This window comes from Pseudoalteromonas sp. BZK2 (assembly GCF_014349195.1).
In the GTDB taxonomy this organism is placed as follows: domain Bacteria; phylum Pseudomonadota; class Gammaproteobacteria; order Enterobacterales; family Alteromonadaceae; genus Pseudoalteromonas; species Pseudoalteromonas simplex.
Genome location: NZ_JACSOG010000013.1, coordinates 12,490 through 27,211, shown reverse-complemented (window position 1 = coordinate 27,211; position 14,722 = coordinate 12,490). Strand labels below are relative to the sequence as shown.

The 14,722-nt window shown below is 36.6% G+C and carries 14 protein-coding genes; 5 read left to right on the top strand and 9 right to left on the bottom strand.

All coding sequences use genetic code 11. From position 1 onward, the window contains the following. Positions 1–5: 5 nt before the first annotated feature. Genes pseF through BIZ38_RS09655 form a run of 5 tightly spaced genes read left to right on the top strand, consistent with a single transcriptional unit; the run spans position 6 to position 4,884 of the window. Positions 6–695 (top strand): pseudaminic acid cytidylyltransferase, encoded by a 690-nt coding sequence (pseF, locus tag BIZ38_RS09675; RefSeq protein ID WP_187490174.1) that lies wholly within the window; start codon positions 6–8, stop codon positions 693–695. Beyond that, a complete protein-coding gene (locus BIZ38_RS09670; RefSeq protein WP_138619179.1) occupies positions 695–1,654 on the top strand; it encodes a hypothetical protein in 960 nt (319 codons plus the stop codon). Before pseF ends, BIZ38_RS09670 begins: the two co-directional genes overlap by 1 nt. Further along, the gene (locus BIZ38_RS09665; RefSeq protein ID WP_055197949.1) at positions 1,651–2,544 is read left to right on the top strand and encodes a DapH/DapD/GlmU-related protein; all 894 of its coding nucleotides are present in this window, start codon (positions 1,651–1,653) and stop codon (positions 2,542–2,544) included. The genes BIZ38_RS09670 and BIZ38_RS09665 overlap by 4 nt, the downstream gene beginning before the upstream one ends. A gap of 4 nt (positions 2,545–2,548) precedes the next feature. Then, on the top strand, positions 2,549–3,604 hold the full coding sequence (pseI, locus tag BIZ38_RS09660; RefSeq protein ID WP_187490173.1) for a pseudaminic acid synthase: 1,056 nt from the start codon (positions 2,549–2,551) through the stop codon (positions 3,602–3,604). Further along, positions 3,583–4,884, top strand: coding sequence for a DUF4910 domain-containing protein (locus BIZ38_RS09655; protein ID WP_187490172.1), 1,302 nt, complete (start codon positions 3,583–3,585; stop codon positions 4,882–4,884). Before pseI ends, BIZ38_RS09655 begins: the two co-directional genes overlap by 22 nt. Before the next feature lie 17 nt (positions 4,885–4,901). On the opposite strand, the gene BIZ38_RS09650 is transcribed toward BIZ38_RS09655, so the two are convergent. From BIZ38_RS09650 to flgL, 9 genes are all read right to left on the bottom strand, one after another. Further along, entirely contained in the window at positions 4,902–6,980 is a 2,079-nt protein-coding gene (locus tag BIZ38_RS09650; RefSeq protein ID WP_138619187.1) for a 6-hydroxymethylpterin diphosphokinase MptE-like protein, read from the bottom strand. Between the two features lie 7 nt (positions 6,981–6,987). Next, entirely contained in the window at positions 6,988–7,284 is a 297-nt protein-coding gene (locus BIZ38_RS09645; protein WP_171043852.1) for a hypothetical protein, read from the bottom strand. Beyond that, positions 7,274–7,702 carry a flagellar export chaperone FliS gene (gene fliS / locus BIZ38_RS09640; protein WP_138619191.1) on the bottom strand — a complete coding sequence of 143 codons (429 nt, stop codon included), beginning with the start codon at positions 7,700–7,702 and terminating at the stop codon, positions 7,274–7,276. The genes BIZ38_RS09645 and fliS overlap by 11 nt, the downstream gene beginning before the upstream one ends. Positions 7,703–7,743: 41 nt before the next feature. Beyond that, on the bottom strand, positions 7,744–9,150 hold the full coding sequence (gene fliD, locus BIZ38_RS09635; protein ID WP_187490171.1) for a flagellar filament capping protein FliD: 1,407 nt from the start codon (positions 9,148–9,150) through the stop codon (positions 7,744–7,746). A 26-nt stretch (positions 9,151–9,176) separates the two neighbouring features. Then, positions 9,177–9,593 carry a flagellar protein FlaG gene (locus BIZ38_RS09630; RefSeq protein WP_138619195.1) on the bottom strand — a complete coding sequence of 139 codons (417 nt, stop codon included), beginning with the start codon at positions 9,591–9,593 and terminating at the stop codon, positions 9,177–9,179. A gap of 79 nt (positions 9,594–9,672) precedes the next feature. Next, positions 9,673–10,635 carry a flagellin gene (locus BIZ38_RS09625; RefSeq protein WP_138619197.1) on the bottom strand — a complete coding sequence of 321 codons (963 nt, stop codon included), beginning with the start codon at positions 10,633–10,635 and terminating at the stop codon, positions 9,673–9,675. A 162-nt stretch (positions 10,636–10,797) separates the two neighbouring features. After that, entirely contained in the window at positions 10,798–11,763 is a 966-nt protein-coding gene (locus BIZ38_RS09620; protein WP_138619199.1) for a flagellin, read from the bottom strand. A gap of 414 nt (positions 11,764–12,177) precedes the next feature. Beyond that, positions 12,178–13,140, bottom strand: a complete 963-nt coding sequence (locus BIZ38_RS09615; RefSeq protein ID WP_138619201.1) for a flagellin — start codon at positions 13,138–13,140, stop codon at positions 12,178–12,180. A gap of 347 nt (positions 13,141–13,487) precedes the next feature. After that, positions 13,488–14,720, bottom strand: a complete 1,233-nt coding sequence (flgL, locus tag BIZ38_RS09610) for a flagellar hook-associated protein FlgL (RefSeq protein WP_187490170.1) — start codon at positions 14,718–14,720, stop codon at positions 13,488–13,490. Positions 14,721–14,722 lie beyond the last annotated feature (2 nt).

Here is a 14,722-nt window from a genome sequence, read left to right as displayed (position 1 = left end):
AATAAATGAAAATAGCGATCATTCCTGCCCGTGGTGGGAGTAAGAGAATACCCAAAAAAAATATTAAGCTGTTCTGCGGTAAACCTATTATCGGGTACGCAATAACAACAGCTATTAGCAGTGGTTTATTTGACAAGGTGGTTGTATCTACTGACTGTTTTGAAATAGCTGAAATAGCAAAGCAATTTGGAGCTGAGGTTCCCTTCATGCGTGACCCTGCACTAGCTGATGATTTCGCTCCTACCAGAGAAGTAGTTCAAGATGCCTTAAACTTTTTTGAGCAAACACAAAGCATTGATTACATTTGCTGTATTTACCCAACTACTCCATTTATAAATCCAGAACAGTTGATAAATTCATTTGATATGCTCAATCAGTCAAACAAGAAAAATGCTTGTTTCAGTGCTACTGAATTCCATTACAGCCCATATAGGGGATTTACCCAGACAGAAAACGGACTTGAGCTTTTATTTCCTCAACACGTCAGCAACAGATCGCAAGATTTACAGAAAGCTTACCATGACGCTGGACAGTTTTATTGGTATAAAACAATCAACGATAAGGAAATTAAAAAAGTTATAGATTCATCTGACGCACTAATACATATATTACCTCACTATTTAGTTCATGATATAGATACTCAAGATGATTGGGTTAGAGCTGAATTGTATTATAAAGCAATGAAACAGAATTAATGGCTATTGGATTTAATTTTGATGCTAACTCAAGTGTTGGTTATGGACACCTTAACCGATGCAATGAAATAGCTAAAGAACTAAAAAAAAGAAAACAAAAAACCATTGCAATTGTCGGAAAAAATTTCAATAACTCATTTATAGATCTACACTTTGATGAGGTCATAAAAATAAATAGTAGCTTTTCAGATGCTGGTGAAATTGCGCAAATATGTATTGAAAAGAATATTCCCAAACTTTTAATTGATCATTATCAATGTGATGTGATCTTCCAGGAAACTCTAACTTCCTATGGGATTATGTTTGGTCAATATGATTTTAAGTGCGAAGGAAGTTATTTAGGTAAGTTTGTAATAAATATAAACCCTTGTGCGAATAAAGGCTGGTACAAAAAGGCGGTACTAAATAGAGAAATCAAGCTGCTTTGCGGCGCTAAATTTGCCATCATAAACCCTAATTTGGTTACTAAACCTTTAGAGGGTGAGGGTGTATTTGTTTGCATGGGCGGTGGTAATGATAATGGTGTTGCCGCCAGCATAATCAACCAGGTTAGTAGGGTATACAAAGGTGAGATCCACCTTGTAGCATCATCCTTATCTAGCTCAGTTCCTTTAGTAGAAAAGCTAAACAACGCTAACATTACAACTCATGTCGACTTAAGTGATTATTCAGAAATAATAAAACGCTGTCATTATGCTATTGTTTCTGCAGGCACCTTAAGCTATGAAATGGCATATATTGGTATACCATTCAGTTGTGGTTACTTCGCTGAGAATCAAATAAAAATAGCTAACTCTTGGCAACAATCAGGCTTAGCACATAGTTTAGGTTGTCTAACAAACAAAATAAGTGGGCAACCCTTTAAGGAACTTCTGAATAACATTTCTCTTAAAAAACCACGAAAGCCACTTATAGATGGGTTAGCAGCAAAAAGAATAGCAGAGGTATTGCTTACATGACCAAAATCCCTTTAAACGAACTTTTATCTGTATTTGATGATATTAAAACACAGAATATTCATAGTGACATTCAAGCAAAATGTACAGATTTTTGTTGGGGAACAGGAGATGAATGCATCGTACTCGCAGCAAATAAAAAATACTTCCAACAAGCTATAAACAATAGCAATGTAGTTTGCATAATTGCTCCTGAAGTAATCATTCAGACTGATAAAGCGGTGATAACAACTAATAGATTCGATGATCTATTTCATTACATTCATAATACTTACTTCTCAACAAAAGAATTAATAACCCACTATGTGAGCCCAACAGCTTCAATTAGTGAAAATGCTGTTATTTGCCCTCCTGTTCACATTGGTCATAATACAACCATTTGTTCAGGAGCATATATTGGAAAAAACACGGTGTTAAATGATGATGCATACATAGCCCAAAACTGCACTATTAGCACCGAAGGAATGCTTGCGAAGTCAATAAATGGCATAAAAAAGCATATTACTCATTATGGTTCAGTCATTATTGGTAAAGGATGCTACATACATGCAAATTCAAACATTTCAAAAGGATTGTTTTACTCGGGAAAAACACTTATCGGTGATTATTGCCACATAGGAATTGGCGTAAACATTGCTCATGATGTTGTTATCGGACAATCCACAGAAATTAGTGGTAACTCAAATATTGCTGGTAGATCAACGATAGGAAGTGATGTGTGGATTGGCGCCAATTGTACGATATCAAACTGGGTTAAAATTGGAGATAAAGCAAAGGTTAGAATTGGTTCAACTGTTGTATGTGATATACCCGAAAAAGCTGATGTTTCGGGTAACTTTGCAATAAAACACACTATTAACCTCAGAAAATTCATAGAAGACCAGGCAAACTAACACTATGTTTAATAAATCAATTGTAATAGATAATTTCAACATTCAAAACCACTCAAAACCTTATTTAATTGCAGAGATATCAGGTAATCATGACAATGAGATTGATCGTGCTAAGAAGTTAATATTAGCAGCGAAAGAAAATGGTTTTGATGCTGTAAAAATTCAATACTTTACTGCTAATGATATGACATTGGATATCAGTGAAGGTGACTTCATTGTAAAAAGTGGTTTGTGGAAAGATCGTAGCTTGTTTGAACTTTATGAACAAGGCGCAACCCCTAAGGAGTGGCTCCCCATTTTATTTGATTATGCGAAAGAGATAGGTATCACTCTATTTTCTTCCGTATTTTCTCATGAGGGACTTTGCATTTTAGAAGAGTTAGGCTGCCCTGCATACAAAATTGCTTCTTTTGAAGCAATGGACCTAGATTTAATTGAGGCAGCTGCTAAAACGCTAAAACCTGTGATTATTTCAACTGGTATCATAGATAAAGTTGGAATAGAGGAGGTATTAGACACATGTAAAAAAGTAAGGAATAGAAATATCGGTTTAATGCATTGTATAAGTAACTACCCTGCCCCTTATGACAAATTTAACTTATCAACAATCGCTGATATGCAACAAAGCTTTGAAATCCCTATTGGGCTTTCTGACCATAGTACGGATGAAATATGTTCTCTTATTGCTATTGCCAACGGCGCTTCGATGATCGAAAAGCATATTACCGTAAGTCAAAAAGACGGAGCAATTGACTCTGAGTTTTCTTTACCTATTTCCCTAATGAAAGAATTCACTGATAAATTACGAAACGGTTTCGCCACTATTGGTAAGGTTGACTACAGTAACTCGTCACCACGCAAAAACTTCCGTTCACTATATGCTGTTAAAGATATCCCAAAAGGACAACTTATCACTAGTGACATGATAAGAAGTATTCGCCCTGGCCATGGCTTACCCCCAAAAAACAAAAACAAAGTATTAAAGTGTACAGCAAAACAAAATATTAATGCAGGAACCCCTTTAGATTGGAGTCTACTATGTCAAACTTTAAAGAATTAGACGGAGAAGCACTACATCAAATCGCACAGGAGTTATTTCCTATTTGCAGAAGCATTACCGGTAATGGTGTTAGAAAGACTTTAGATATTATTGATAATTATATTGAGGGGTACTCATTAGTTAGGCATGAGGTACGTTCCGGTACCCCAGTATTTGATTGGACAGTTCCTAAAGAGTGGAGTATCGAAGAAGCATGGATAAAAGATTCTAAAGGGAATACCGTAGTAAATTTTAAAGACTCAAATTTACATGTACTTGGCTACTCAACCCAAGTCGATAAAATAATCCCGCTTAATGAGCTACAAAAACATCTGCATTCATTGCCTGAACAGCCTGAAGCAATTCCTTATGTTACATCTTATTATGAGCCTCGATGGGGGTTTTGCATAACAGACAAACAAAGAAAGTCTCTAACTGAAGATGATTACCACGTATTCATTAACAGTAATCATTTCGATGGTTCCTTAACCTATGCAGAACTTCTTATCCCGGGTAAAAGTAAAAAAGAAATTTTAATATCTAGTTATGTTTGTCACCCCTCACTCGCAAATAATGAACTTTCAGGCCCCCTTGTCTCTTTGGCTTTGATCAACTGGTTAGCAAAAAGTGAGAATAACTTTTATAGTTATCGCTTTGTTTTTACAACGGAGACTATTGGCACTATCACCTATTTAAGCCGTAATTTAGAACATTTAAAAAATAATATTACTGCAGGCTTAGTTTTAACATGCATAGGGGATGACGGCGACTATTCAACTGTACAATCACGTTATGGCGATAACTTGAGTGACAAAGTCGTTCAAAAGGTATTAAGTGAAAACTATAAAAATGACGCAAAGATATACTCTTTTTTAAAAAGAGGAAGTGATGAACGCCAATATTGTGCACCCAATATCGATTTACCAATTACTTCTATAATGAGGACAAAGTATGGAGTTTATCCTGAGTACCATACTTCATTAGATGACTTAACTTTTATGACCCCCTCTGGTTTAAAAGGTGGGCTAGACTTTGCTAAGAAGTGTGTTCAATTATTTGAAAAAAATCACAAGTATATTACAACTAAGTTATGTGAACCTAAATTAAGCAAATATAACTTATATCCAACTCTTAGCAAAAAAGGTTCATCAAATATTGCTAGGAATCTTCTTAATATTTTAGCTTACTGTGACGGAAAAAATGATGTTATAGACCTGGCTAACATTCTTGGAATCAGCACTGATGAAGTTATAAACTTAATAAAGATTGCATTAGAAAATAAATTAATAGAAGCGCTTTGAATAAAACGCTTCTTTCTTCACTCCAGTCCCCAGTCACATGGCTTATCATAACTCTCAGGGAAATCAGCTTCCATTTCGTCTAAATACTCATTCCACATGTCTAGACCCTCTTTAAACCAATTAAGTGTCAAGTTATCATCCTCATAGCTATACAAAAGAGTTATCAATGGGCAATGATAATATAACAAAGAGCCTTTGAATAATTGAAAGTAGTAACTATAACGCCCCCCTCTCAAAGAATACACATACCTCGATTGGCGTCGAAGAATATCTAAACAATCTTGACGACTCGAAAAGCTTGATTGAGATATATCTTTTATGTGTTTTGCAATAGTAGAGAAAGCTTTTAAGTCAAGCATTTGATAATCATCATCCTTTACTGACTCACTGATAAACTGAGTATTTTTTATATATTCAACAACCTCATTTTTATCTGTAGAAAGGCTAGGAATTAAGACTTCTTCTTCTGTTAGTGGATAAGCTCCTTTTAGTTTTGCACCATGGCCAACATTATAGTAATTAGAGTTTGGTTTATGTTTAATTAATAATTCCATTTGATTTTTAGAAACCATATAGAAATTATTTGCATAAACTATATTCCCAAGATTCCCTTCGACTTCATGATCGTAACCGCTGAGAGGCTTAAACTGTCGTTTTAAAGATGAATCATTGTAAATAGAGTACTTAGAATGATGCTCCCCAGAACCTGTTATCGCATTATCCACACCAATTAAATAGATATTTTTGAACCCAAATGAACTAGCATAAGACAAAGCTGTATTTGCAACTAAAGGGTTTGAATAGGGAATTATTTCTCTACGCAACAACCCATTCCCTATTCTAGCCAAAGCATAATAGTCTGAACCTGCTTCGTTCCCCTTTATTGCAAGACCTGTCCATTTATAAAGCTCAGGAGTATGTGAGTAAATAACATTAGTTGTTAATAAATTTAAATCCGAATAATCTTCTTTCTTTTGAGTCTCAAGCAAAATTTCATAATTACGTTTAGGACGCTCGATTAAAACATGAAAGTCTGGCTTTATACCCATTTTAAGCAGTGAACCTAAGGCGGTTCCTGCAGCCAAAATAATTGCATTATCTTTATTTTGTCTTAGTAATTCTTCCGCACTATCTAATGATGGTCCATTACCCACGACAAAAACAGGTATTTCAGCTACATCATCAGCTACAACATTATCACTTATCCAAAATGGCAAGTTACTATTCATATGTTTAATTGTGTGAGCTATGCTAGTAACCGCATCATTGTAAAAACCAAAGCCATTCTGAAATTGATAAAACTGCTTAAAGAAATTTGAAATTAATGAGTTTAATTCTTTATTTGGGTAGTGTTGATAGCAAAAGGTTTTAGATATTGAAAAAGCTCCAATATCTTGTACAACTTTGTAAAGTGAATCAAAGAAGTTTTCATAGCTAATTCCTAAATGTATAAATAAACAACCTAATGAATCATCTATTCTTTGAATAATTACATCCCACTCTATACAAAAAAGACTTGCAAAAAATAGTTCAAAGTCAGGTTCCACGATGTGGATATAATCAAACTCAACCTTATCAAGCATATATTCAAGATGGTATCCTAAACCAATACCAAAAATCATTGCGCTAGGGAAGCGATCTGGCAGTTGTTTCAATGTATCAGGTTTTTGTTCTCTTATATTAGCTAGTAATTCACTAATTTTATTCATGTATTTGACATGAATGCGATTGTCTTTCTTCTTTTTTCTGAAATCATATTTAACCGCACTAATAGCAGGTTTATTTAGGTTTCTTTCAACTTGTTCAACGCATTGGGAGTAAGGGTTATCACTATATAAAGGTACTTTCTCACCTTTTTTAACGAAATTTGCTTTAAGTTCTTGGGTTACATGTAAACAAAAATCATCCCGAGTTTTATAATTTTTAATCGCTTGAGCAATTTCAGGATAGTACTTTTCAAAAGCAGTTAAATTATTAGTAAACCGAATGTTAGCCTGCTCAGCAAACTTCTCTTCATTTATCTGTTGCTGCAAAGAACTATCAAGTTTTTCTGCGAGCGACTCGATTTGCTGTTCTAAGCTCGATTCTTTAGTCATATGGCTCTCATTTAATACTTTTATAAATGTCTAATTTTTTTTGCGTTTTGAGATGTGTGCCCAAAGATTTTGCTGTTTCGACCTTCAAAGCTGCGACTTTTGTCACCAAGTTATTAAAATCATTTAAAATTGATTCAAGACGACTAACATCTGTATTTGACATGTAAGACGAAGCAAAACACTGTTCCAGTAATTTTTCGATCTGTTTAGTATTTGCAACGGCATCGTCAATATTCATATTTTCAATATTTTTTAACAAAGAACAGATGCAAGTATCTAGTTGATCTAAGCGCTCAGCCAACATTAGCATCAACACCGTTTTCACTCAGTGTTTGCTGACGAATATCATTTGGGATTGAATCCCATGCAGATTTGATTTCTTTTAATAAGCTCGAAACTTCATCTATAACGGTTGGATCATTCTTAATGCTCGCATCAAGAAGGCGGTCTAGCATATATGAGTATAATGCATAAAGGTTTTCTGTAACCTCACCGCCAACTTCAAAATCTAAGCACCCTCTTAATGCTTCAAGAATCGCAGATGCCTTGGATAAATGCTCACTTTTAGCTTCAAGATGCTTTTTCTCAATTGCAACTTTAGCTAATACCATTTTTTCTAATGCCCCAGCCATTAACATTTGGATTATTTCATAACGATCAGCACCCGCGACTCGCGTTTTTAGTGCTTCTTTCTGGTAATTTTTTACTTTCGCATTATACATAATTCACCTAAAAATAATTGCTGGAGATGTTAGTTGCTACATTAAGACTTTGATTTAGTGAACCCTGGTAAACTAGATAACTGAGCGCTCAAATAAGTTTGGGTTGATTGCATCTGAGCCAATAGTACATCTAGACCAGAATACTGTTTACGGAGCCTAGCTTCTAGCTCAGTCATTCTGTATTCATGATTAGCGACATCATCCTCTAGATCGTCTAACTGAGCGTTTAAGTTTGTTTCTCTTTGTTTAATTATACCGTTAGAGTCAACATAGTTTTCTAACAAAGTTTCAAATTGTGTAGCTAACCCGTTTTCACCTGCAAAAGCCTTGCCAATATCATCATAATTTTCATCCATAGCTTCGTTCAAACTACGAACTAAGGACGATTTTTCTAAATAACCGTCTTTATCTACACCTAAACCAATATCAAAGATACTTTCAAATGGGCCCGCATCTGTTAAGTTGACAGATAAATTATTGACCAACTGGGACTGTAAAGAGCGAATCGTTGCATCACCATTGAGTGGCTTACCCACCCTTGATTGAAAGCCTAACTGCCCTATTACATTGTTATAATTCGCTATAAATTCATCTACAAGCTTGGTGACACTTTCACGATCAACCTGAACTGATAACTTTGCAGTTTCACCATCGACACTTTCTCTTTTAGCTGTAATGGTCATGTCTTGAACAGCATCTTTAAACGTGTTGGTATCATTGGTAATAGTAATACCATCAACTTTTATCGAAGCGTCTTTAGCTTCATCACCTGACCCAATAGCAATACCACCAGCAGTAACACCATCGTTAGCAAGTGTCGAAACATTATCAAGTTCAGCAGTATCGTTCGTAATTACTAAGTCATTACCAGTACCTGTAACAGATGAAGTTAGGACAAGCTTAGACTCTGTACCTGTGTTAATAATATTGGCAGTTACGCCAAAATTATCATCTGAATCATTTATAGCATCACGCAATTCAGCAAGAGTTGCACCTGCATCGAGTGTTAAGTCAAAGCTCTTATCACCAGCAGCAAAAGATAAAGTACCACCTGATGCGGTAACCACATCATCAGTGGATGCAAAGAGGCCATCATTAGAAGTAGCTCTACTACCCTGAGCAAGCTCAACCACTTCAATATTGAAGTCCCCAGGAGAGATATCTGAAGTTGGTGTTACTGATATCAGATCTCCATCATCACTAGTAGGCTGTTTGATAGTTGCAATTCTTTTGTTAAAGTTATCTGGATCAGCTAACTTCTCGATGGTATCTTGCAATTTAGAAAGAGCAGATTTAATTTCACCTATGGCTGAAAGCTCTACCTGTAAAGACTCTTCTTTTGCAACAAATGCGTTCATTTTAGGAGTGTTTTCAGCACTTACGGTTGCTGAGATAATGCTCTCAAGATCTAAGCCAGAGCCGATTCCAGCTGAAGTAATTAACGGCATTGTAACCTCCTGAAAATATTACATTGTTATGCTGAATGATTAAATAGCATGCCTTTATTAGTTAATTTATCGGCAAATTCATCCAAAGCTTTAGCCACTTCTCGAAACTCTTCTGTGGGTATCTCACGGATCACCTCTTCACTTTCTTTATCGAGAACTTTAATGATCGGTGGTTCACCTAGCTCATCAAACTCAAAAATTAAGTTCGTTGCAGTTACCGGTATATATTTATTAAGCTTCTCAAGATTTTCTTTTACTTCGGCAATCATATCCTGCTTTTCTTGACGCTTTTTACTTGAAACTTCATCAATATTTACAGGTTCTCTACCTGCAATTTCTGTGCCTTTATTAAGCTTCTCTTCATCTAATACTGATTTTACAGAAACACTGTTTGTAGTATTAACATTGTCTGAAGCTCTAGCTGCGGAATTAATATCTATCATTTCTATCTCCAGATGTTATCTATTAAATTATAAGTCACTGCACTGAAAATTTCCTCTGTACAGCGACTTAAAACTTAGACTAACCTAGTAACGAAAGAGCTACTTGTGGGCGCTGATTTGCTTGACTTAAGATAGAACTACTTGCTTGTTGTAAGATTTGCATCTTAGTCAAGTTAGCAGTTTCTGTTGCAAAATCAGTATCTTGGATACGTGAACGTGCAGCAGTTAAGTTTTCAGCTATATTTGATTGATTTCGGATTGTTGATTGGAAACGATTTTGAACCGCACCTAATTCAGCGCGTTTTTTATCAACAACAGCGATCATTGCATCCATACCTGCTAATACTTGCTGCGCATTAACTTGTGAAGATACGCTAATAGTTGTTGCGCCGAATGCAGAGAAGCCAACTGTTGCTGCTGTTAAACCTGTACCAACATCACTAATACCTGCTGCTAGTGTCGACATACCTTTTCCTGTCACACCTGAAGCGACTTGGGCTATGCCCGACATAGTAAAACCACCATTAGCAGTTAGTGAATTTGCTGTACCACCAACATTTTTCATGCTAAAGCTAATTGTTTGAACTGCATCAGCACCGACTTGGAAGCTGGCATTATAAGTTCCATCGAGAAGGTTTTGACCACCGAAGGTAGTATCTTCAGCCACTCGATTAACTTCTGAAGCTAATGAACGAATTTCTTCTTGAAGAGCAAGACGATCTTCATCAGTATTCGAACCATTCGATGCTTGTTGTGCAAGCGTACGAATACGTTGGAACATTGATGTTACTTCGTCTAGTGCCCCCTCAGCAGTTTGTGCAAGAGAAATACCATCGTTCGCATTTCGGTTACCTTGATTAAGGCCGTTAACTTGTCCTGTTAAACGGTTAGTGATCTGCATACCCGCTGCATCGTCTTTCGCACTATTAATACGTAAGCCTGATGATAGTCGTTGGAATGAAGTGTCTAGGGAGTTGCCAGATTTCATCAACTGACGCTGTGCGTTCAAAGAACTCACATTAGTATTTACATAGATAGCCATGTTAGCCTCCGCTTTATCTTTTAATAGCTAAACAGCGGGATACCCCTACCCTGCTATTTAACCGACATAGAGTCCTAGATTGATAGTTCTCTAAATCAGTTATCGTCTGATAAAGCGAAAGCTTTAGCTTTATTTGTAAATTTTTTAACTCTTTTTTAAATTTTAACCTTGTAACAAACTCAAAGCAGCTTGAGGTCTTTGATTTGCTTGGCCTAAAATTGTTTGGCTTGCTTGTTGAAGAATTTGATTTTTTGTCAAATTCGCCGTTTCAGCCGCGAAATCAGCATCTTTAATTCGTGATTTTGCAGCACTTAAATTCTCAGAAATATTCGCTTGGTTTCGAATAGTCGATTGAAAGCGGTTTTGTACAGCACCCAATTCAGCACGTTTTTTATCTACCACAGCAATCATAGAATCCATAGCTGCGAGCACTTGCTGAGCATTTACTTGAGAAGATACACTTATTCCACTTGCAGTAATATTACTAAAACCTGCTGTAGCTGCAGTTAATCCCGTGCCTATATCACTAATACCTGCAACTAATGTAGACATTCCTTTTCCGCTAACGCCTGAAGCAATACCAGCTATACCCGACATAGTAAAACCACTATTTCCAGTTAGTGAATTAGCAGTACTTCCAACATTTTTCATACTAAAACCGATAGTCTGAACGGCATCAGCACCAACTTGAAAACTAGCTGAGTAACTACCATCAAGAAGGTTTTGACCACCGAAAGTAGTGTCTGCAGCAATACGATTTACTTCAGCAGATAACTGACGAATTTCTTCTTGAAGAGCAAGCCTATCTTCATCCGTATTTGAACCGTTTGCTGCTTGTTGTGCAAGAGTCCTAATTCGCTGAAAGCTTGAAGTAATTTCCTCTAATGCCCCTTCAGCAGTTTGCGCAAGTGAAATACCATCGTTCGCGTTACGGTTACCTTGATTCAAACCTAGAATTTGTGACTGTAAGCGGTCAGAGATTTGCAAACCAGCAGCATCATCAGCCGCACTGTTAATGCGAAGACCTGATGAAAGACGTTTAAAAGAGGTATCAAGATCTGTACCTGTTCTATCCAACTGTCTTTGTGCGTTTAATGCACTAACATTAGTATTTACATATAAAGCCATAATAAACTCTCTTCTTTTCTGTCAAAGTTAAGTCACTTTAAAAGTGAATTTGACAAAGTGACTTGTTACAGCGGCAAACCTGAGTCGCCTGGGGCAAAAAACTGCCACTTTGCGGATTAATTAGTTAACTTGAAAAGATAAGAGCAATTAGTAGGCCAACTATTCGAAAAAATAATGAAAAAGGCTCCATCTGGAGCCTTTTTAAGAGATAAGTTTAAGAGTGGGTTCAATTGACACAAATTATGGCATAATTTGTGCTTTATATTTTATGTTCTTACAAATGTTAGAACACTACTGTCAGGATTTTGAGCGCCTCCGCTTTATAATCCTAATCTAGCGCCTTTGTTAATACCCCATTAGACAAAGGCGCTTTTCTTTTAAGTCAAAGTTTTGACTTCACTTTAACTCAAACTATTAACCTAGTAAGCTTAATGCTGCTTGAGGACGTTGATTCGCTTGGCTTAAGATTGTTTGGCTAGCTTGTTGTAAGATTTGCATCTTAGTTAAGTTAGCTGTCTCTGTCGCAAAGTCGGTATCTTTAATACGAGACTGAGCTGCACTTAAGTTTTCAGAGATATTAGCTTGGTTACGAATCGTTGATTGGAAACGATTTTGAACCGCACCTAGCTCTGCACGCTTTTTATCAACTACCGCAATCATTGCATCCATACCAGCCAAGATTTGTTGTGCATTAACCTGAGAAGACACGCTGATTGTTGTTGCACCAAAAGCTGAGAAGCCAACAGTTGCAGCAGTCAAACCTGTACCTACATCACTAATTCCTGCAGCAAGAGTGGACATACCTTTTCCTGTAACTCCAGAAGCTACACCGGCAATACCTGACATTGTAAAACCACCGTTAGCAGTTAGTGAATTTGCTGTACCACCAACATTTTTCATGCTGAAGCTAATTGTTTGAACTGCATCAGCACCGACTTGAAAACTTGCAGAATAAGAACCATCAAGCAGGTTTTGACCACCAAAAGTAGTATCTTCAGCCACACGATTTACTTCTGATGCTAAAGAACGGATCTCTTCTTGTAGTGCTAAACGGTCTTCATCAGTGTTTGAACCATTTGCAGCTTGTTGTGCAAGCGTACGAATACGCTGGAACATTGATGTTACTTCATCAAGAGCACCCTCAGCTGTTTGTGCTAAAGAGATACCATCATTTGCGTTACGGTTACCTTGGTTAAGGCCGTTAATTTGTGATGTTAAACGGTCTGAAATTTGTAGACCAGCCGCATCGTCAGCTGCGCTGTTGATACGAAAACCTGATGATAAACGCTTGAATGAAGTGTCAAGTGAGTTACCAGAATTCATTAATTGTCTTTGAGCGTTTAATGAACTAACATTTGTATTTACATAAAGTGCCATGATATTTCTCCCGAAGTAAACTTATCATTTACTCTCAAACTTACTCTAATTAAGCCGTAGCGGTTATTTGCTACGTTGCTTGGTTAATTAAGTTATCGGTCCGGTAAAAAAATCCTTTAGTGAATTTTTAAACAATTTTTCATTTTTTATTTAACGCGCTGTATTTAAAGGAAAAATATTTTAAAACTTTAGCTAAACATGGCTGCTGGTTACCTTGAAAGCCGCTATCACGATGTTTTACTAAAGATATAAATACTAAAAAGAAAGCACTAAAAGCACTTTTAAAGTGTGAATCTTAAGGAAGGTTTTATAGGTTAAGCTCATAAAATGAGCTTAACCTATAAAAATTATAAGTAATCAAATAAAGAAAGGTTAGCCAAACGGCCAAATGTTGCCTGTGCAGCTTGCAGTGATGTTTCTTGTTTGGTGAGTTCAGTAATCGCTTCAGCCATATCAAGCTCAACAAGCTCAGCTTTTGCAGCTTTATTGCTAGTATCTAAGTCACCGTTTGATTGTTCAATTTTCTTGGCTGTATTTAAGCGACCACCCAAACCTGCCTGTACAAGTGAAACCTGATTTTTAGCATTATCGAGTTGTACAATGGCATCTGCTAAAACTTGATCAAACTCTTCCTGGGTTAAATCAGGATTGGTTAGTCCTGCTATCAGGTCATCCAAAGTATTTAACGCATTCTCTTTTTGTGGTGCTTCAAGGTCAACATCAACTTGGCCGTTTGCAACAGGCGAAACAGAAATTTCCATACCTTGATATTCAATTTTGCCGTCTTCAAAGCTGCCACTATCAATCGTTACACCCGCTTGCTGCACAACAAATGTATTAGGTGTGCCTGTGGTAGTAATAAAGCTGAGTGTATTAGCATTTGCGGCTGCGGCAGGATCAGCGTTGTAATTTGCCTGATGAAACTTATCGAAATCAGCTTGCTCAGTAACATAAATTTTTGAGCTTGTGATACCGCCTGACACAGTGCCATCGTTTGAGGCCACATTTAATCGAGCATTTACTTTTTCGAACGTATCAAAACCATTGTCACTTGATTTAATTTCTACACCTTCAGCTACTTTGATTTTGTGTTGCCCCTGATCGCCACCATATTCATAGCGTCCAGACGTACTATTAAAGGTGTAAGACGGAGTATTATCTTGGTAACCCGAAAAGATAAATTTACCGTCTTCGGTCTTTGCATTCATCAAATCAAGTACCGTACTTTGCAATGCTTTAACTTCTTCAGCAATACCTTCACGGTCGATATCACTATAGGCACCGTTACCAGCTTGAATAGATAACGTATACGCAGACTCAAGTGCGCCTTTAATATTTTGCAGCACACTTTCTTCTGTCGTTAGGCGGCTATTCAGCATAGTAATGTTTTTTGTGAACTGTTCATTACCCTGAATGCGATCGTTATAAAGTAATGCGCGAGCCGTTGCGGAAGGATCGTCAGCAGCAGTTAATACACGCTTTTGGGTATTAACCTGCTCTTGTGCTTTGTTTACGTTTTGCTGTGAGTTAAGAATAGAATTAAGGTTATTCTTATACATCATGTTATTTGAAATACGCATAA